Source organism: Pseudomonas sp. WS 5079, from assembly GCF_012985465.1.
Lineage (GTDB): Bacteria > Pseudomonadota > Gammaproteobacteria > Pseudomonadales > Pseudomonadaceae > Aquipseudomonas.
In genome coordinates this window covers 196,757-215,965 of the sequence record NZ_JAAQWN010000004.1, presented here as the reverse complement: position 1 = coordinate 215,965, position 19,209 = coordinate 196,757, and the positions used below count along the sequence as shown (strand labels likewise).

15 protein-coding genes are annotated in these 19,209 nt (G+C 55.5%); 11 read left to right on the top strand and 4 right to left on the bottom strand.

Annotated features, from left to right (window positions below; all coding sequences use genetic code 11):
* Window positions 1–2: 2 nt before the first annotated feature.
* The 3 genes from HBO05_RS12525 to HBO05_RS12515 form a co-directional block, all read right to left on the bottom strand.
* Window positions 3–2,618 carry a PD-(D/E)XK nuclease family protein gene (locus HBO05_RS12525; protein WP_178123929.1) on the bottom strand — a complete coding sequence of 872 codons (2,616 nt, stop codon included), beginning with the start codon at window positions 2,616–2,618 and terminating at the stop codon, window positions 3–5.
* Window positions 2,619–2,725: 107 nt separating this feature from the next.
* Window positions 2,726–3,814 (bottom strand): WYL domain-containing protein, encoded by a 1,089-nt coding sequence (locus tag HBO05_RS12520; protein WP_169864273.1) that lies wholly within the window; start codon window positions 3,812–3,814, stop codon window positions 2,726–2,728.
* 30 nt (window positions 3,815–3,844) lie between these two features.
* A complete protein-coding gene (locus HBO05_RS12515) occupies window positions 3,845–4,495 on the bottom strand; it encodes a HEPN domain-containing protein (protein ID WP_169864274.1) in 651 nt (216 codons plus the stop codon).
* Between the two features lie 310 nt (window positions 4,496–4,805).
* Here HBO05_RS12515 and HBO05_RS12510 point away from each other — a divergent pair, with 310 nt between their 5' ends.
* From HBO05_RS12510 to HBO05_RS12490, 5 genes are all read left to right on the top strand, one after another.
* Window positions 4,806–6,083: a DUF445 domain-containing protein gene (locus HBO05_RS12510; RefSeq protein WP_169864275.1), complete on the top strand. Its 1,278-nt coding sequence runs from the start codon at window positions 4,806–4,808 to the stop codon at window positions 6,081–6,083.
* A 577-nt stretch (window positions 6,084–6,660) separates the two neighbouring features.
* Window positions 6,661–7,527, top strand: coding sequence for a GTPase (locus HBO05_RS12505; RefSeq protein WP_169864276.1), 867 nt, complete (start codon window positions 6,661–6,663; stop codon window positions 7,525–7,527).
* 12 nt (window positions 7,528–7,539) lie between these two features.
* On the top strand, window positions 7,540–7,992 hold the full coding sequence (locus tag HBO05_RS12500) for a hypothetical protein (RefSeq protein WP_170037964.1): 453 nt from the start codon (window positions 7,540–7,542) through the stop codon (window positions 7,990–7,992).
* A gap of 6 nt (window positions 7,993–7,998) precedes the next feature.
* Window positions 7,999–9,858, top strand: a complete 1,860-nt coding sequence (locus tag HBO05_RS12495) for a hypothetical protein (protein ID WP_169864279.1) — start codon at window positions 7,999–8,001, stop codon at window positions 9,856–9,858.
* Window positions 9,845–11,473, top strand: a complete 1,629-nt coding sequence (locus HBO05_RS12490; protein WP_169864281.1) for a GTPase — start codon at window positions 9,845–9,847, stop codon at window positions 11,471–11,473. The genes HBO05_RS12495 and HBO05_RS12490 overlap by 14 nt, the downstream gene beginning before the upstream one ends.
* Window positions 11,474–11,628: 155 nt before the next feature.
* On the opposite strand, the gene HBO05_RS12485 is transcribed toward HBO05_RS12490, so the two are convergent.
* On the bottom strand, window positions 11,629–12,501 hold the full coding sequence (locus HBO05_RS12485) for a WYL domain-containing protein (protein WP_170037966.1): 873 nt from the start codon (window positions 12,499–12,501) through the stop codon (window positions 11,629–11,631).
* Between the two features lie 119 nt (window positions 12,502–12,620).
* Here HBO05_RS12485 and HBO05_RS12480 point away from each other — a divergent pair, with 119 nt between their 5' ends.
* From HBO05_RS12480 to brxC, 6 genes are all read left to right on the top strand, one after another.
* On the top strand, window positions 12,621–12,878 hold the full coding sequence (locus tag HBO05_RS12480; protein WP_169885060.1) for a hypothetical protein: 258 nt from the start codon (window positions 12,621–12,623) through the stop codon (window positions 12,876–12,878).
* Window positions 12,879–12,889: 11 nt separating this feature from the next.
* Window positions 12,890–13,939, top strand: coding sequence for an ADP-ribosylglycohydrolase family protein (locus HBO05_RS12475; RefSeq protein WP_170037968.1), 1,050 nt, complete (start codon window positions 12,890–12,892; stop codon window positions 13,937–13,939).
* 207 nt (window positions 13,940–14,146) lie between these two features.
* Window positions 14,147–14,350 (top strand): helix-turn-helix domain-containing protein, encoded by a 204-nt coding sequence (locus HBO05_RS12470; protein ID WP_010463602.1) that lies wholly within the window; start codon window positions 14,147–14,149, stop codon window positions 14,348–14,350.
* On the top strand, window positions 14,343–14,954 hold the full coding sequence (locus HBO05_RS12465) for a DUF1819 family protein (RefSeq protein WP_169885065.1): 612 nt from the start codon (window positions 14,343–14,345) through the stop codon (window positions 14,952–14,954). Before HBO05_RS12470 ends, HBO05_RS12465 begins: the two co-directional genes overlap by 8 nt.
* The gene (locus tag HBO05_RS12460) at window positions 14,951–15,607 is read left to right on the top strand and encodes a DUF1788 domain-containing protein (protein ID WP_169885067.1); all 657 of its coding nucleotides are present in this window, start codon (window positions 14,951–14,953) and stop codon (window positions 15,605–15,607) included. Before HBO05_RS12465 ends, HBO05_RS12460 begins: the two co-directional genes overlap by 4 nt.
* Window positions 15,608–15,618: 11 nt before the next feature.
* Entirely contained in the window at window positions 15,619–19,176 is a 3,558-nt protein-coding gene (gene brxC / locus HBO05_RS12455; protein WP_170037970.1) for a BREX system P-loop protein BrxC, read from the top strand.
* The last annotated feature ends 33 nt before the right edge of the window (window positions 19,177–19,209 follow it).

Sequence of the window (19,209 nt, the reverse complement as noted above, 5' to 3'; positions counted from 1 at the left end):
TGTCATTGCTCCCATCCGGCCAAGGCCAGGTAGTCGTTGTAGGCTTCGTTAAGGTATTCCATCAGCATCGCCTGATCGGGAGGGATCGAGTCCTCATCCTCTTCAATACCTTGCAGCGCAACTTCAAACCGCCCCTCTGCCTGTTGCGCCTTCCGCCACTTCCAGGCCTCGGTAAAACTGAGCCACAGCTGAGGCATTGTGCTTGGCGGATTGGCCGGCACTTGCTCTGAATCTCTGAAGGTTTGGTCATCCGGGGTTAGCAGGCGCGCGGACTCAAGGATGAAATAGGCTACGGAAGGCCATGAACCGCTGTCCTGACGAAGCAACTCGGCATAAATCGCCAACTGCAGATGGCGGTTTGCCTTGAGCTGCTCCGGGTATTTCTTGCCCCCCGACCACTTCATGTCGACGATGGCTCGATGTCCTAGCGCAGTGGTCAATACCAGGTCAGCAGAGCCGCCCAATGCGCCACCCTCGAAACGACCAGCCAGCGCCTGCTCAGACGTTACGACCGTGATGCCAGCATTGAGAAAGTGCGATCGCAGTCGAGTCAAAGCACGCAGCGCACGATGGCGCAGTGTTGCCAGGTCGGCACCGCGTCCCTCCATCAGCAACACCGCGCCTTCTTCACGTACCACACGGGGGAAGTGGGTCGAGAACCAGCTGTTAAAATCTGTGGTGCTCATGCTCAGCGCGTCCGGCCGAGTGAAAAAGTGCTCAGCCAAGCGATGGGTCAACGAACCATAGAGCAAAAAACCGTCGCTCAGGCTCTGGCTTTTGGACGCCTGAATCTTGGCTCCGTATTGCAGCAACCATTGATAAGGGTTGAACAGCAACAGGTTGAGGCTCGAGAAAGACGCTTTCTCAGGCGTCTCGATCGGGATGTCGGGTGGCAGGCGCCACCAGCGTTTGCGCAGTGGCAGTGGCGCCGATGCTTGGACTTGGCAAAGCGGGCCGGGGTTATGCAGAAGCTCCTCGAGAATATGCACCTTTGGCTGCTGCACAACGGCTTCGATCATTTGCCAGAGCGGGTGGCTTTCCTCCCGTGGTGGCGCGAGTACCAGTATCAGCCGGCAGTTTGCTGCCAGGACTGGTCGCAGCCAGTCACGGGCTGCTTGAGTCAGTAGTGTGGCACCGTCCGGTAGCGCCACCCCGGCATCGGCCAATTGAATGCGTTCGGCCTTGGACCAGGGCGACAGGGGCGGTAACACCGGCATGCTCAGGTGCCACCAGATCACTGTGTCGGCTTGCTCAATGGCCGCACCTGGACGCGAGACGCTCAAGTGGGCGCCGACTTGTGCGGCCAGCAATGGATTATCCACGCCGCTGGCTGTGGCTTGCTCGATGACCTGCTGCAACTGCCGCGGTTTTAACCGCTCCACACCTTGAAGATGCAAGGTCTTGAGGGAGTCTAGTGCTGCTTCACACTGAGCGTAACCTGCCTGAGCCGCGAATCTATGCGCGGGCTCTTGGTGCCCCAGGCGTGCTTTAAAAAACTTCAGCAACCGTTCGACACGTACCAGCACCTCACTGGGCGCCACGCCGTCGTCAGTCGTAAAAGTGGGCATATTCAGCCACTCGTCAATCGAGGCAAGTACGTCGGGCGCATCTGCAGCGTAATGCGCTGCGATTTCCTCCAGTGCATCCTCCCACTTGCTCCCGACGAGGCCGGGTGAGCTTGCTATTTTGGTTGCCAAGCGCCGACGTGCAAACAAACGAATCGGGCATATCGAGTGGGTCAAAAACTGCAGGAGTGCCGGGTAGTTGGCTGGTGCCCAAAGCAGCTCCATGGCCAGTGACAATACCTGCAGGGCAGGGCGTAGATTGCTGCTACCATTGAGGCCATGGCGAGCCTGGCCGGCACCAATAAAATGACCATCAAGACAACCACCCTCGTCACCCGTCACCAGCAAGGTGGGGGTGCCCTGGCCCAGTGAGCGGCTCAGCCAGCTGGCGGCCAATGCTCGAGTTTGCGCTTGAACAACTTGCACTGTGCCATCTTCTTGCCATTGAATGGGCGTGACCTCTACACCGGCAATGCTCTGGCGCAATTGCATTTGCAACTGCCCCAGAAAACCTTGCGCCTTACCCTCCGGTATCTCCAGGCGCTCGTTAGGCAGGAGATTCAGCACCATTTGCCAGGCCAGTGGATAAAGCTCGAAAGCGTCAGCCAACAGCACGGTCTTGATCGGGGGGCGACGAGAGCCCAGCGCTTTGGCAACATTTTGCAAGCGCTGTCCCATGGAAGGGGCGACCTGCACGCGAGCTTGAGTCTCGATCTCGGCAAGGTCTTTCAGACGTTGGCTGGCGTCGGCACCGACGCGCCCATCCCAACCGTGCAAATACAAATCACCCCGCCAGGCCAGCAATGCAGCAGCCACCCCCAATTCATCGGAGGAAAAACTGGCATGATAGAAGCGCAGTGGGTTATTGCAGTGCGCCAGGCAATCGCGGTACGTGGCTGTACGTTGTGCCGCACAAGGCTGACGTGCCACTAGGCCCAGCTGGGTCTCCAGAATATCCAGCAGTCCCTGTGGCCCGACGGTCAACGCCCCTAATCGATTACTGGCTCGTGTTGCCCGCTGACCATCGAGTTGCATGCCGAACGTGATAAGCATTTCTGACACGTTGACGCTCCTTGTGAACGCTGGTGGTTCAACGCACCGTGATTGGCACGTTGTTGCATAAGGAAAAATAGACTGCTGATCAGCGACGTGGCGCTACCCTACGAACCTGGTGCGACGGTTTGTGTCGCGCCTGCCAGGTTTTGTAGCGAAACCACGGTACCTATTGCATCCGCCACTGAATCCAGTGGCCGGTAGGCTGCCGCCGCACGATGCAGTGTTTTGCCAATCTGAGCCCGCAGCTCGGGCGGCTGCTCCACCACCATTGAGTCGCCCAGGGACAAAATCCACCAGTGCAACTGCCAGGTGTTGCTCAGTGTCGAGCGTACTCGAAAGCCATTCTCCAACGGCTCCAGTGTCATATCCGCACTCAATGGTGTCTCACGAATCAGCCGCGTCTGATGGTCACTAACCCAAGCTTGAAACTGAATCTTTTCGGGGGTGCCGAACTGCAAGGCGTCACTGGCCAGGTACTCACACAAGTCAAATGCCTGTAATCCCTCTACGGGTTTATCGAGCTGATCGACATTGCGAAAACGATGCACCGCAAACTGGCGCACATCGGTATACGGATGCGCTGTGGCGATCAAATAGGTCACCAACCCACGCTGTACCATGGCTAATGGATTGAGTGTCAGTTCACTGAGTTTGTCGTTGTGTGCCGAGTAATACTGACATTGCACTTGACGCTCATTAATCAGCGCCCTCTGCAATGTTTCCAGCAACAGTGGGTCGATATCCGGCGCCTGCAGGTTTAGGTCCGGTCGCACGCTGGCGACCTTGTCCAGCCAGCGGGCAGCCGCGTTATCGTCCTCCAGTCCCTTGAGTTTCTGCCGCGCATGCACAAAGCGCGGTTCAAGCACGCTGAGCATGCTGGCGGGTAACAATGGGCGGATGGTGTCGGCAACCAGGGTCAGGCTCAAGGCTTCGCTCAGCGTAATGCCTTGCAGCTCCACATTCACGCCAGGCGTCCAGTACCAGGCTTGTGGCGTGCCTTCGCTACACTGCAACGGGAACACCAGCGACAGATCAATCAAGTCACGTTCGACGGTGCGCCGGCTGATGTTGAAACCGGAGGACTCAAGACGCGCCAGTAACTCCGTCACGGTGATACCGGACTCACGCTTTGGCAGGTGCTTGAGCAACTCCCATTGGCGGCTGACAGTGGAATGCGATTTGGCGGACGGCATGGGCTTTTCCTTGCGCAAGCGAGAGGTGGGTTACGACTTGACCACCGGGTAACAGGCGTCGCCCCACAATGTTTTCGGGTTGTCGAGCATCAGAAGGATCACCAGGGGGACAAGCTTTGCCAGCAGGTTTGAGCAGTCACGCAATTGTGTGCGATTGACGCTGCCGTCCCAGGTGGCTCCGCCATGAATCATTTGGTTGCGAAGGGTATAGATGCGGTTAAACATCACCCCCAGCACCTTGGCTGTATCGCGATCGGCCAGTGCTGCATGAGCGCTACGTTTGCCGTTACGCAAGCGTTCCTCCCACATGGCTTCATTGATCTTGCCGTTCTGGAAATCCCAGAAGCTTTGGAAAACATAAGGGTTGTCCAGCAGTGCACGTATGCTCCCGGAAAACTCTGACCAAACCAGTTTTTCGATCAGGTGCTCGGTGTCCAGCGTACAAAGTTTTTGCAGGAAAGCCTTGAATGCCTCCTGTTCGGACAATCGATGCTGCTCATCAATATCGGTGGCATAGGCAGCGTTGAAAGCGATCCAGAGGAAGATGAAGCGCCCGTCAACGTCCTCTGCCTGTTCCGCACGATTGAGCCAGCTCAGGGCTCGGTGAACCCGTAGCGCAAGGTTTGGGTGGTGCGCGTCGCGTTCGTTACGGTGGCGTGTCTTGAGTGACTGGTAATCCATTCCAGGTGCTTCCTTTGGCTGAGGGGATCCGCGGGACCTTGAGGATCATGGTTTTATCGGCGGATGAGGGGCGGGATTGAGCATTCAATGAGCCCTGCGACACATTATGACGCGATATGGCGTTAAGCTATCACGTAATAAAGTTTTGTATCTATTCACTGATACGTTATAGGGCAGGTGTTTTGGATGACGCATTGAGTGTCCATCCAGCGCAGGCTCATATCTAGGCCCCAGACAAAAAATTGAGGCCAATGGTCGCGGAAGCGGGTGACGACGACCTCCATTGCGTACTTACATTTAAGGTTTTTTGATGTTGAAACTCGATTCACCGTTGGCGCGGATGAAGGCAATAGCGTCCGGGTTGTTCTTGTTGGCGGCAGCGCTCTATGTCGCAGCCTTGATGTTGATCCACTCCCATCCCGTGTTGGGGGGGTACATGAAAGCCTTCTCCGAGGCTGCGATGGTTGGCGCTATCGCCGACTGGTTTGCCGTTACTGCCCTGTTCCGACGCCCCTTGGGGTTGCCTATTCCTCACACGGCTATCATCCCGCGCAACAAGGCGCGTATTGGCGCCAACCTGGGGGACTTTATTTGTACTCACTTTCTTTCACGTGAGCAGGTACTTCAGAAGGTCAGCGAATTTGATACTGCCAGGCGGTTGGCGCAATGGCTGTCGAAGGAAGACAACGCCGCAGTCTTGTCGGGTTTAGCCGTCAAGCTGGCTGGGCATGGTATTGGCGCCCTGCGTGACGAGCGTGTGCGCCAGTTTGTACGCAGCACTGCTCTGGCGCGCCTGGAAGAAGTTGATTTGGCAAAAATGAGTGGTCAGTTGCTGGAAGTGCTCACCGATGATGGGAGGGCACAGGAGGTACTCGACGCCGTATTGAATCAAGTCGATGTTTCACTGCAAGGCGAAGCGACAAAAAAACGCATCGCCGACGTTCTGGCCACGGAGTTCGAGTTCTTGCGGTTCAACGTTTTCGGCAAGGAACTGCCTCTGCACAACGTTGCCGGCAACTGGTCATCGGCAAAGTTGGTCGAGCGAATCTCTGACGTGATCAGCGAGGTCAACCACGACACTGAACACCCGTTGCGCAAACATTTCAACCAGCAGTTGGGAGCCTTGGTGCATAAGCTCAAGGAGGAGCCAGCTTTTCGTTTGCGTGCGGCACAACTGCGCGCTCAACTCGTTCAACACCCGGCCCTGCACAGCTACCTGACTGACATGGTCGACGATGTAGTGACCTGGTTTGAGGAAGACATTACTCGAAGCGATTCCACAACGCGCCAGCGCTTGGAGGAGGGTACTCGCAAGCTTGGTGACGCATTGAGCGAAGACGCTTTGATGCAGGCCTGGATAAACGACCAGATTCTGGCAATGGCGGGCCCATTGGTTGAGCGCTATCGCTCAGAGATCGGCCGCTACATCGCTGAACGCATCGAAGCCTGGAACGAGAAGGAACTGGTGGAGCAACTGGAGTCACACGTGGGCAAAGACCTTCAGTTTATTCGTATCAACGGAACATTGGTGGGAGGGCTGGTGGGGGTGATCATTCATCTTGGGACTGAGTTTGCATTACAGATGTGAGAAGCACTTTGAATCGTGGTCCTCAGGAGAGTGTAAATCCCCAGTGAGCTTGCCGCTTAAAGATTTCCAGGCGAAGGCCGACAAAACAAAAGGCTGAGGCGACCAACGACTGAACCTTCAATGGAGTTATCAGCCTGTCCGTCACAGCGGGGTCGGCGATTTAAAATGGATTTTCTCGGGGCGACGCAATTTGTCGCGAGGCATGGTTATGCTCAAACCAGCCAATAAACAGGAGTATGGATCATGCTGAAAAACTTTCTCGCCGCAGTTGGCCTCGTCGTTATCGCCAAGAAAGGGTACGAGGTGTATCGGTCTTACAAGTCAATGGAGGCGGAAAACGAGTTTTTGCGAAAGGGGCAGGGGCCGGTTTAGTGTCCATCCCATCGCCTTATTGCTGCTTGTAGATCTGCGTTTGATTGACAGGTTACTAAGGCGTGGCAAAGTGATATCGCGTGGAGGATGATCCGGGTTGCAGGTGTTCAGACGCTAGGGTGCGCGCTGAACGTTATGACTTGGGGGCAACTTGTGTTTGATCCCGGATGCGCCAGCGCTTCCGACACTGCAATAAGGACATTTCATGCCAGCTGAAAATTGGCTGATTCAGCTCAATCGCGAGTCAGCTGAATTCGCGCGTTTGTATCAGGAGCGTCAAGAGGGAAAGACCGTCGACCGGACTTTGCGTATAGCGGTCTGTGGCCTGATGAACGCTGGCAAGAGCGCACTGCTCAATGCATTGACCGGCCATCTTGAAAACGAATTCTTCGAAACCAAAGCAGTGCGCTCGACTAAAACGGTGCAAACCTTAACCCATGGAGGGATTACTTACGTAGACACTCCGGGTATTGACGCCAATAACGAGGATGACCAGCACGCCTGGCGTGGCTTGGCGACAGCCGACATTATCCTGTTCGCCCACAACCTGGGCACGGGCACTCTGGAAACCGTAGAAATCAACTTCCTTAATGAGTTGAAACATCGGCGTCCTGATATCGAAGACAGCTTACTGGTCGTTCTGACCCATGCCGAAAGTGCGTCGGAGCAAAGGCAGGATCGCCTGGACGCAATCAGTGCCATCCTCTCGGCGTTGTTCAAGGCACCTCGCACGTTGATCCCGGCCTCGTTCACGACATACCGCAAAGGCGTGTTGGAGCAAAAGCCCGCCCTTATCGAACATAGCGGCATCAACGTGCTGCACCACCATTTGAAGACACTTGTCGAGCGCGCCGAAAGCGAGTTGCATGCCGTGCGCCGTGCGCGAGATAAGCAGCGTCTGAGTAAGTTGGAGGCCATTGTCGATAAGGCCATCGCCAAGCGGGAACGCACACTGGCTGCCGTCGAAGCCAAACAATCACAGGCGTTTCTGGTGCTTAGTCAGAGTGTGAACCAGTTGGTCAGCACGACCCGAGAACGCATCAGCCGCTGCGAAACCCTTGAATCCGATTGAGAGAACATTGCTATGTGGTGGTTATTGGTACCCTTAATCGGCGCTGTGGTTGCTGCCGTCGCCAGCTCCGACGATGAAGAAAAAGAAGCGGCCGAACGCAGGGCACGCATTCAGACTCGTGAGGCCGAGGCACAGGCCATTGCTCGTCGCAAACAGGCAAACCTCGAGAAACGTAAGGCTCAACTGGTTGCCGACGTTGATGGCCAACTGAAAGATTTATTTGCGACGCACCCTGCGGTACTCGATCGAACTAACCAGGGCGCGCTGCACGTCAGTTTTGACAGCCTTAGTGCCTTTGTAATCAAAAAGGTGCCGAACAAACCAAAAGCTATGTTGAAGCACTTGGATACAATTGCCCCCGGTGCAGCCTTCAGCCCGATCTGGGTGAAGCAAGCTGTCCAGGCGCACGCACTTCAGAAAGAAATCACGGGCCTTCAGCGCCTGAAAGAAGAATTGCTGGGATAAGTCACGATGACCGACCGCCACGCCAACCGAAATGATTTGTTAAATGTCTTCGCCGGGATTGCCGGTGAGTTCGATCAGGTCAAACGCCAGATCGATCGCCGGGAAAGTGTCCTCAAGGCTCAGCTGAGGAAGCTTAATGACGCACGCAAGACTTCGCCTTGGCGTGAAAGCCCGCTTGAGCAGCGTCACCCGTTGCAGGACATGGCTGAGCGCTGTCAGCAGGGGCTCGACAGTCAGCTTGATGCCTGGATCAGGAACGTCGAAAACTATGAGCGCAATACTTCGTTTCGCAAGGATTTCGATGACTCGCTACTGATCTTTGTCTACGGCAAGGTCAAAGCTGGAAAATCCTCCCTGGGGAATTATCTCGCCTACGGGAACTCTGCTCCGGACGCGGCCTTGATCGACAGCGCTTCCCCTCGCCCCGAGTTTTTCTGGCGCGAAAGTACCGGGACTGCGGAAACCATGTCGGCAGAGTTGATGAGCAAGCAGCGATGCTTTGGCGTCGACGTGGTGGAAGCGACCAGCTCAATCCAGGGTTTCAGGTTGCCGGGTATGACCTGGGTCGATTCCCCTGGGGTTCACTCGGTCAACAGCGTCAACGGCCAGTTGGCCGACGACTATGTCGCGTGTGCCGACCTGATCGTATTCCTGAGCAACTCCAGCAGTCCTGGCCGGCACTCCGATATGAATGAGGTCGTCGGGTTGCTCCAGAAAAAGAAAAATCTCATGGTGCTTATCACTGGCAGTGATGTGATTGAGGAGGATGTTGATGACTTGGGTAACTTGGTTAACCAACGGGTAATGAAGGCGCGATCCGATCGTGATGACCAGATTGGTTACGTCGGGTCGGAGCTGGCCAAAATCGACCCATCAGCACAATCGCTCCTGAATCAAATCAATATTCACTCGATTTCGGTGCGTTATGCTGAGGAAGGTGGCCCCCAGGAGCAGGCGCAACGCTGGCAGGACAGTGGGCTGGCCGACTTCGCCGCAGATATTGGCAACATAGCCCGTTCCAGTGGGCTCGCCCTCAAGCGCCAGACACCCTTGAAGAATCTGCAGGCGTTCTGCCTCAAGCTGGCCGAATCGACGGATCAGCTGGAAAAAGAGCTGGTTGATATCAGAACAGGGCTGAACGCCGCGCGTAAGGACCTGAAACTGAGCGTCGATCATATTCTGAGCCAGCTCAGAAAAGAATTACCGGGTCAGATCGAAAAGTATGCCGATCAATATGCGATGAACGACCAGGCTTTCTCTGAAGCCTGCCGTAAGTTGCTCGATCATGCTTTCCAGTATTACGCCAGCGAACTGTGTGATTCGATTGGCCAGAAATTCGAAAACATTGAAATTCACGACCAAGCGGTTGGACCTGTCGCCCGAGAGGCCCCCCAGTTTTCAGAGCGCGTTGAAAAAATCAAATTCGACTCCCGCCGCAATGAGTCATTCGGCAGGGCGGGCGGGGCAGGTTTCGGTGCCTGGGGGGGCGCTGAAGGTGGGGCAGCTCTAGGCACTTTGATCATGCCAGGTGTGGGGACGGTCATCGGTGGCCTGATCGGTGGCGCACTTGGAGCCTGGGCGGGAAACAAGGCTGGGGGCGCGGCGGGAGAATACTTCAATACCAGTGAAGAAATCGAAGTGGCTGTGGGCGACAACCGCGACGAAGTTTCACTGGGGACCCGCGAACAGTTGCTTGAGCTTGCCGAGAACCGGCTGAATGTCCTGTATGAGCAACTGGACCAATTGTGCTTTATCGACATTGCCGACTGGTTGAAAAACTTCCACAGCGCATTAAAAGAGATGCGCCAGCACACGCTTACTCAAATTCAGGAAATCGAAAAGGAGCTGTCCCATGGCATTGCCTGACTTCGCACGGGTTATCCACACCTATGAACGGGTCAGCACCCCGCTGGGCCGTTGGCTGTCCGAACAACAACGTGATGAGCTGGGAGCCCGGTTGCAGACCAAGGCTGAGCAGTTACACCCTCGAATCATGGTCTACGGCAACTACAACGCTGGCAAAAGTACCCTGCTCAATGCCTTGATGGGGCGGGCAGATGCCAAGATGGCGGATCGACCGGAAACGGCCGCGGTAACTGAGTACCGCTGGGGCAATTACACGCTGCTCGACACACCTGGTATCGACGCGCCGATCGAGCATGAAGAGGTGGCTGAGAACCAGCTGCAAAATAGCGAAGTTGTGTTGTTCGTGGTCGCTGCAGGCGGTGCCACCGACGAAGCGAAAACCTGGGAGCGGCTGGTCGATATCGTCGCTTCAGAGCGCCGGTTAATGCTCATCGTCAACAACAAGGCAGGTATTACGGTCGGCGATCGCGATTATGTCGGCATCACCGATCGCCTGCGCATTCATCTGCAGCGTGCGGCGAGCGAGCGCGGTATTGAAAACATTCTGGACAAGGTCCCGGTGCAATGGGTCAATGCCAGAAGCGCCCTCAAAGGACGACTCGAAGACAAGGCGCCGCTGGTAAGCGCCAGCGGCATTCTTGACTTGGAGGAGGCGCTGGGTGACTTCCTTGAGCAAAGCGACACCGGGACAATCTTCAAGGCTTGTCGCAAAGACCTGGTGGTTGCGATCGAACAAGCCAATTTGCGGTTGGTGCAGGCCGGCAATGACCGTCAGGCTGAAGCGCTGACGAAAGCCAAACTGCAGATTGAAAACGAGCGCAGCCGTCTGACTGCATGCCTAAACGATCACCTGGATCGCGATTGTCGTAGCGCAAAGCAGGCAATTGTCAGTCTGATTACTTCAGTAGCAGAAGGACAAGTCAGGGGTGACACCAACCAGGCGATGGAAGAGGGGGCGGCAGAAGTTGTCCAGTCTCTGGGCGACAAACTGATGCGCACGCTGGAGTACGAGCTGCCCAAGACTCAGCAGAGCCTCGGTGAAATCGGTGAGAAACTGGCCGAGTCCACTCTCCGACACGCTGACGCCATGCTGAATGCGGATCTGGATGCGCCGCAGGATGCTGGTGAAAGCATCCTGTCGCCAGCCATCAAGGATGCCTTGAAGAAAGTCCCCATGGGTAATGTCAAGGACATGACTGAACAGGGAGTGAAAGCGGCACTGGAGCTAGGAAAAGAGTTTCTGCCCAAACTGTTCAAAGGTATTGGCCCCAAGACCATGGGACGCTGGGCCAGTACAGCGGGTCGCTGGGCGGGGCCTTTGGTACAGGTCGGCGTGGCGTTGTACGACATCTACCAGGCTATTCGTACAGAGAATGCGGAGAAGGCAGCGCAAGCTCGTCGTACCAAAGCCATCGACGACTCTGCCAGTTCGTTTGTCCACGATTTGCGTCAGGCCTACCAGTTCCAAATCACTCTGGTGGTTGAGCAGGTGTTCAAACCTATGGATGAGTGGATCGACGCGCAAAGCCAGGCTCTGGTGCAACAAGACAAGGCCGCAGAGAACGATAGAATTCTGTTCGAACAGGCACTGATTGAACTGCGCCCGCAAGACTGATCTGGTCCTTAACGCATCTCATCTCAACATTCGCTCCGGACATAGGACGGGGCGAATGCTTCCAGAGTGCCCAGAGTCACGCCTATTATTCTTCCCTCTCGGAGGTTCAATTAATTCGTGATGCAGTGCGTCACGAATTAAAATGCCGGGTTGAGTCACTCATAAAGCCAAGGCTTCAACTCATCCAGATTCCTCACCACGATCTGCTGCGCCGCCGCTTTGGGGTCGAGCTTTTTCGGATCGATTTGAAAACGCTGCAACACATACTTGACCAAGGCGCGGCGTGTCGGAATGATCAGCACGCCATCCTCCATGCCGAAATCGGCTTCGATGATTGCCTTCTGTTCTGGTTTGAGCCTTGAGTCGGGTTCTATGATCACGGCTACCTTGGTGTTCCAGTCTTCATCCTCGTCGATGAGGTTCTCGGTCTTGCGTTCGTACTCAGGTTTGCCGCGCAGGCGACTCAGCACAAAATCTCGGTATTCACGATTCTTCTCGCAATACGCCCGCACATGCCAACGCATACCGGTGTAAATCAGTGTGTGTGGTGCAATCAAGCGAGTTTCTGGAACCGGGTTAGCGAGTGAAACGTACTCGACTTCAATAACCTCGCTGTCGCGGCATGCCTTAAGCAATGGGCGCAACACTTCAGGTCGAATTGTCCGGTCAGGCACCTCCAGCACCATGGTGTGGGCATACGCCAAGGCCAACCCTTCCACATGCGGCGCACGGGAATGGGTCTGGTTCAGCAGGTGCAGATAAGCGCTGGCGCTGTCGTCGATGAACAGTGGTTTGAACTGTTTGCTGGGGACATAGCCCTTCAGCTGCTTGTCATATGTAAGGTTTTTAGGCGCATGTTCGGTGATGTAAGTGTTGATGTCTTTAGACGCCTGCTGACGACTGATCCCGAAGCTCTGGATCAGATGCACCGTGGTCAGCCGGCCTTCCCACCAGGCGACGGTCTCGATCAAGCGATAACGAAGTGCCAAATCCCAACGAACCTGCTTGATGTCTTGATTGCGTTTCATGACAGCTCCATATGCGTGAATACTTTACCTGTATAAGTCTACATTCTATACCTGTCGTAAAACACTACATATCCTTGATCTGTCTTCGAGCTCAATCGAACTCACTAAAGGATGTGGACATGACAATGTCGGATGCTGTTTCGACAGGTGCATTGGTGATGATGGGAGCAATCCTGCTGACGCTTGTGCTGCAGTGCCTGAGGTTGCGGGAGCTCTGGAAAATGGCTCTTGGCTGTCAAAAGGGCACGCGCTGGGCAAGGATTTTGGATATGGAAAACTGGGAGCTGCGCTCGGCGCTGCGCGCTGAGAAAGCGCACATCGAGCAGCTGCAAAGAAAGCTGGTGATTTTGCAGGAATTGATCCCAGCAGAGGGATAAGGGCGAAGGATATGAACAGACTTGAACGGATCAAAGGTTGCCTACTGGGCGGTGCAGTCGGCGATGCGTTGGGCGCCACGGTGGAGTTCCTCGAATGGCCTGCAATCGAAGCTAAATTCGGTTCGCAGGGTATCGTTGATTTTGCCCCTACTTTCGGTATCTCCGGTGTCATCACCGACAACACGCAGATGATGCTATTCACGGCCGAAGGCTTGCTGCGGGCTTATGTGAGAAGTAGTTCACGAGGGATTTGCCATGTTCCCAGCATTATCCACCATGCGTTGCTGCGCTGGCTGATGACCCAGAATTACCCTCCTGCGATACTAGTCAGCAGGGACGGGTGGTTGATCGAACAGCGAGAACTCTGGTCTTGTCGCGCCCCTGGCACCACATGTCTCACGGCCCTCAAGGCCACCCAGCGGCTTGGTGCTGTCGCCGAGAACAACAGCAAGGGCTGCGGCGCCTTGATGCGCGTTGCTCCCTGTGCATTCTTTGCTAACGCCTTTGACTACGCTGCCCAGTCAGGGCGCCTTACTCACGGGCACCCTACAGGCTACCTGACGGCAGGGCTGTTCGCTGACATCCTCCAGCGGATGGTCAGGGAGGACAGTCTCGAACATGCAGTTAGCGAAAGCCTGGCCAAATATGGGCAAAAGCCCGGCATGGAAGAAGCTCGCAGCCTTATCGAGCGTGTGCTGTTTTTCTTCTATGAAGGCTACAAGCCCACCCCGCAACGCATCGGCGAACTCGGTGGCGGTTGGGTCGCTGAAGAAGCGCTGGCAATTGGCCTCTGGTGTGCCCTGACGGCGAGCTCGTTCGAGGATGGCGTCATAACAGCGGTGAATCACGGTGGCAACAGCGACGGTTCCGGACTGATCACTGGACACATACTTGGTGTTCAGTATGGCGCTGCGGCGATTCCTGCTCGGTGGTATGGACAATTGGAACTGCGCGAAGTGATTGCGCAGATTGCCGAGGATATTGAGCGCGTTCCGCGTGATTACTGTGGGTATGGCGGAGAGTTCGATCAGCTGATCGAGCAGATGTATCCCGGCGGGTGAGGGAACTGATGGCGACGCATTTTCATTTCGCCACTGAGCTATTCGCAGCGTAGGCTTACCAAAGCAAACTCGCTAGGCTGCCCTTTGAAGCCATTTTGAAGTGGCGCAGGCATTTGTCAGGCATTAATCCTGAGAAACAGCTTTAACCTTATTAAAACCGACAAAAACGGCTAATATCAGCACGTTTTTTTATCGGCAGATTTAGCTATGACTGATCGTTGGCACAGTGTTGATGAAATTGCCGAACACCTCGGCGTCAGCAAGGACACCGTTTATGCATGGATTGCCAAACGCAGCATGCCAGCCCACAAGGTCGGTCGGTTGTGGAAGTTCCAGAAGGTTGAGGTGGATACCTGGGTCAAAGCTGGCGGAGCCAGTGACGAATCGCAGCAGGCGCGAAGTGATGGCTGAGCGTTATCGTCTTTCTTTCACCACGGGTGGCCTGTTTTTGCAGGAAGCACCGCTGGTTGTGGAGCGCTATCTAACGCTGCGTGATTGGAAGCAAACACGGGAGCAGGTGCGTGGTGAGAACCTGTTGCAAGTTCGTACAGCGGCTGCTGCGACACGTATCAGTAAGGAGTTGATCGCGCGTCTGGAGCTTTTGGATCCAGAGGAGCTGGAGTTTTTGGTGGATGGCAGCCTGCGGGAGCAAGGCTACCTTCTGTGGGCTGCAACTTGCCGGCGCTATGCGTTCATCCGCGACTTCGCTCGCGAAGTTCTGCGCGAGCATTACCTGCTTATGCGCCGCCAACTCACGACAAGCGATTACGATGCCTTCTGCAATGCCAAAGCTTTGTGGCATGCCGAGCTGGATGAACTGGCTGCGTCCACGCATAGCAAATTGCGACAAAACCTGTTCCGCATGTTGCGGGATGCCGACTTGATCAGCGCACAGCACCAGATTCAGCCTGTGTTGATAACTCCAGCGCTGGCCCATTTACTGGTTCGCCACGATAACGAGCAATTGCTGATATTCCCGGCAACTGACCATGAACTTAAAAGGTGGCTGCAATGAGCCAAAAAATCAGTCAGCAGCCGCTGGCAGCCCGCTTTGAACACCTATTGAACGTCATGAGCGGTCAACGCTTTCTGGAAATGAAAGGGCTGAATAATGATCTGCCGTTCTACATCTGCGAATTCAAGGCGGCTGAAGCCTTTGAGATACAACGCATGCAGCGGCAACTGGTCAACACGTTGGCCGGTCTGCGTATCGATTGTTTGCAGGGGCGTGGTGTAAAGGTATTGGAAGTCAGCCTGTACGACCTGACCATCGACTTGCTAAAGGCTCGTGAGGGCAGTGACGAAGGTGTCAGCTTGTGGGAACAGATCCGGGCGGTTGAGCCCGATGTGGAAAAAGAAGGTCTGCTGGAACTTTTGCAGGGTGTATTGGATATCAAGGAACACCTGGTCCCGGCTATTGGCGAACGTATTGCTCAGGCGGATTACGACGTGCTTTTCCTCTCCGGCATCGGTGAAGTGTTCCCCTATATTCGCTCGCACAACGTACTCAACAATCTGCAAAGCACGGCCAAGGACAAACCCACGGTGATGTTCTTCCCCGGTGAGTATCGGCATTCGCTGGAACAAGGCGCGTCACTGGAGCTGTTCGGTCTGCTGCACGATGACAAGTACTACCGTGCATTCAATATTTTCGAGTCTCAGGTGTAAGGAAGCAGTCGATGAAACTCAACGGAATTTTCAAGAGCCCAGTCAGTCGCCCGATTGAGGGCGTCATCAAGGCCGACGACGAAGCTAGCTTGTTCAACGAGCTCAGTGAATACGTCCTGACTGACGAAGTCGCCAAGCGTCTGGAGCACTTCCTCGATGCCTATACCGACTACCACCATGCCAATGGCGTCTGGGTCTCCGGCTTCTTCGGCTCGGGTAAGTCGCACCTGCTGAAAATGCTCGCCCTGCTGCTGGAAAATCGCCAGGTCGACGGCAGTACTGCATTGGACATCTTCCTACCCAAGATCAAGGATGACGACGAGCTGTTGCGCGCCCAGCTCAAGAAAGCTGTCGCCATCCCCTCGAAAAGCATCCTGTTCAACATCGACCAGAAGGCCGACATCATCAGCAAGACCCAGGTCGACGCCTTGCTTTCTGTGTTCGTCAAAGTCTTCAACGAGATGTGTGGTTATTACGGCAAGCAGGGCTACATTGCCCAGTTTGAACGCGACCTGGACAGTCGCGAACTGTTCCAACCGTTCAAGGAAGCCTACCAGAGCATCGCCAATAAGCCCTGGGAGCGTGGTCGCGAGCAGGCGCTGCTGGAGACAGGCAACATCGCCAAGGCCTACGCCCAGATCACCGACGAAGACCTGGCGCTGGCCAAGGGCATCCTCGATAAATACCGCGCTCAACACAGCGTTTCCATTGAAGACTTCGGCAATCAGGTCAAGGAGTGGCTGGACAAACAGCCGCCCAACTTCCGCCTGAATTTCTTTGTCGATGAGGTCGGTCAGTACATTGCCGACAACACCAAGCTCATGACCAACCTGCAAACCGTGGCTGAAAGTTTGGCCACCAAGTGCCAGGGCCGGGCATGGGTATTTGTCACCGCACAGGAGGATATGGACTCTGTGATGGGCGACATGAGCAAGCAACAAAGCAACGACTTCACCAAGATCCAGGCGCGCTTTGCCAACCGTCTCAAGCTCACCAGCGCCGACGTGGCCGAGGTGATCCAGAAACGCTTGCTGACCAAGAACGATTCCGGTGCCGAGCTGCTGAAAACCGTCTACAACCAGCAGCTCAACAACTTCAAAACTCTGTTCGACTTTGCCGACGGTGGACAGCACTACCAGAACTTCCGCGATCTGGAGCACTTCACCTACTGCTACCCCTTCGTGCCCTACCAGTTCCCGCTTTTCCAGTCGGCCATTCGTGGCATATCCATGCACAACGGCTTTGAGGGCAAGGCCAACTCGGTGGGCGAACGCTCCATGCTCGGTGTATTCCGCGAAGTGGCCATGGCTATCGACAGCGAGCCAGTGGGCCAGCTGGCCACCTTCGATCGGATGTTCGAAGGCATTCGCGGCGCGCTGAAAAGCGCTATTCAAAGCGCTATCAACAATGCCGAGCGGCACCTTGGCGACCCATACGCGGTGCGCGTGCTCAAAGCATTGTTCTTGGTCAAGTACGTCAAGGAGTTCAAGGCCACTCTGCGCAATCTCAATGTACTGATGCTAGAGCGTTTTGGCGAAGACATTCCAGCCCAACGCAAGAAGCTGGAAGCGGCACTCAACTTGCTGGAGCAGCAAACCTACATCCAACGCAATGGCGAGCTCTACGAGTACCTGACCGACGAAGAGAAGGACATCGAAGAAGAGATCAAAAACACAGAGATCGAAACTGCCGATGTCATCAAGGAGCTGGAAACCCTGCTGTTTGATGGTGTGGTCAAGCAGCGCAAGGTCCGCTATGAAAACGGCCAGGACTACGCCTATACGCGCAAAATGGACGACCGTTCGCTCAGTCGTGAGTTTGAGTTGGCCATCCACATTGTCACTCCGCTTAGTGACAACTTCGATAACCTCACGGTGCAGCGTATGCAGAGTATGGGACGTGATGAGCTGCGCGTGGTGCTGCCGGCTGATGCCCGGTTCATGCAGGATCTCACCCTGCACAAGCGCACTGAGAAATACATCCGACAGAACAGCAGCACCCAGCAGGAAGCGGTCAAACGCATCATCGACGCCAAGGGTTTCCAGAACAACGAACGTCTGGCCGAGCTGCAGGATCGTGCCAAGGAGCTGCTCGGCAAAGCGCACTTGATAATTAACGCCGCCGACGTGGAGGCCACCAGCAGCGACGGTCAGGCCCGTATTCTCAAAGGCTTCTACCAGCTGATTGAAACTACTTATCCGAACCTGCGCATGCTGCGCGATGTGCCGTTCAACGAGAATGACATCGGCAAATACTTGCGCCAGGCCCAGGACGGTCTACTCGGCAACGACGCTACTAGCCTGACCGAGCCCGAGCAGGAACTACTGGCCTATATCCAGAGCAATGCTCGCAGCGGTGTGCGCACCACGGTCAAAACCCTATTGGAGCGCTTCGAGCGCAAGAACTACGGTTGGTACTACGCGGCCATCCTCTGCAACCTCGCGCTGCTTTGCGCACGCGGCAAAGCGGAGGTGCGGCAAGACAGCAACCTGCTGGAAGGCGACAACCTAGAGCGCAGCTTGCGCAACACCAACGCTCACACCACCTTGGTGCTGGAGCCGCAAATCGAGTTCAGTGCCTCCCAGGTTCGCCATCTCAAAGAGTTCTTTGCCGACTTTTTCGACCGTCCCGCCAGCTGCAACGAAGCCCGCGCTCTGGCACGTGAAACCATCGACGCCATCAAAGAACTGGAGATTGATTTAGCCGACCTGCATGGGCAAAAAGCCTTGTATGGCTTCCTCAGCGTGCTGGATGGCGTGATGGCTACTCTCAAGGAAATCGCCGGCAAAAACGCCAGCTGGTTCCTTACCGAACTGTCCCGCGCCTCCGATGCCATGCTCGACACCAAAGAGCAGATCATTGAGCCGCTACGTCGCTTCATGGGTAGTCCGCAAAAAGCTATTTACGATCAGGCTCGCCAACTGGTGCAGGAGCAGGAAGACAATTTCGCCTATGTTGCCACGGGGGAGGTTGAAGCCATCAAGGCATTACTCACCGAGAATAAACCTTGGCAAGGCAACCGCCTGCAGCAGGCCAAACCGCAACTGGAGGCCCTGCAACAAGCCATTGCTAACCAGCTAACCAGCGAGAAGGCTACCGCAGTCAGCCGGCTTGCCGAGTTGGAGCAGCGTCTGCAGGGGAGCAACGAGTACGGCAGTCTTAAGCCTGAGCAGCAGGCTCAGCTCGCTGTGCCGTTTGTTGAAGCTCAGCAGTCAATGCAAGGGCAGAAGCGTATCGCCATGATCCGCGATCAGTTGCGTGCCTTCGAGGACAACCAATACGCACAGTTACTGCTCAAATTAGAGCGACTGGCTCGTCCGCAACCGGTACCAGATCCAATCCCACCCTTTTCTCCGCCACCAGCGGGAAATCAGGACATCGATTATCCGCCGCCACCAAGCACAGAACCACCCAAAGTGGCCGAACCGCGCTTGGTGCCCGCACGATCTATTACGGTGGGTTACAGCAAGCCTTGGCTGGCCAGTGAATCCGAGTTGGATGATTACTTACGACAGCTGCGCGAAGCTTGGCTGAAGGAAATCCAAGCAGGCAACCGCGTACAGATTTGAAACGGACAAGTGCCCCGATCATTTTCGTGAAAC

Bases quoted from the DNA above. Each gene is read 5' to 3' on its own strand.
- HBO05_RS12470 (WP_010463602.1), top strand. From the start codon at position 14,147: ATGACTGATCGTTGGCACAGTGTTGATGAAATTGCCGAACACCTCGGC.
- HBO05_RS12485 (WP_170037966.1), bottom strand. From the start codon at position 12,501: ATGAAACGCAATCAAGACATCAAGCAGGTTCGTTGGGATTTGGCACTT.
- HBO05_RS12500 (WP_170037964.1), top strand. From the start codon at position 7,540: ATGTGGTGGTTATTGGTACCCTTAATCGGCGCTGTGGTTGCTGCCGTC.
- HBO05_RS12490 (WP_169864281.1), top strand. From the start codon at position 9,845: ATGGCATTGCCTGACTTCGCACGGGTTATCCACACCTATGAACGGGTC.
- HBO05_RS12465 (WP_169885065.1), top strand. From the start codon at position 14,343: ATGGCTGAGCGTTATCGTCTTTCTTTCACCACGGGTGGCCTGTTTTTG.
- HBO05_RS12475 (WP_170037968.1), top strand. From the start codon at position 12,890: ATGAACAGACTTGAACGGATCAAAGGTTGCCTACTGGGCGGTGCAGTC.
- HBO05_RS12495 (WP_169864279.1), top strand. From the start codon at position 7,999: ATGACCGACCGCCACGCCAACCGAAATGATTTGTTAAATGTCTTCGCC.
- HBO05_RS12515 (WP_169864274.1), bottom strand. From the start codon at position 4,495: ATGGATTACCAGTCACTCAAGACACGCCACCGTAACGAACGCGACGCG.
- HBO05_RS12480 (WP_169885060.1), top strand. From the start codon at position 12,621: ATGACAATGTCGGATGCTGTTTCGACAGGTGCATTGGTGATGATGGGA.
- HBO05_RS12520 (WP_169864273.1), bottom strand. From the start codon at position 3,814: ATGCCGTCCGCCAAATCGCATTCCACTGTCAGCCGCCAATGGGAGTTG.
- brxC (WP_170037970.1), top strand. From the start codon at position 15,619: ATGAAACTCAACGGAATTTTCAAGAGCCCAGTCAGTCGCCCGATTGAG.
- HBO05_RS12510 (WP_169864275.1), top strand. From the start codon at position 4,806: ATGTTGAAACTCGATTCACCGTTGGCGCGGATGAAGGCAATAGCGTCC.
- HBO05_RS12460 (WP_169885067.1), top strand. From the start codon at position 14,951: ATGAGCCAAAAAATCAGTCAGCAGCCGCTGGCAGCCCGCTTTGAACAC.
- HBO05_RS12525 (WP_178123929.1), bottom strand. From the start codon at position 2,618: ATGCTTATCACGTTCGGCATGCAACTCGATGGTCAGCGGGCAACACGA.
- HBO05_RS12505 (WP_169864276.1), top strand. From the start codon at position 6,661: ATGCCAGCTGAAAATTGGCTGATTCAGCTCAATCGCGAGTCAGCTGAA.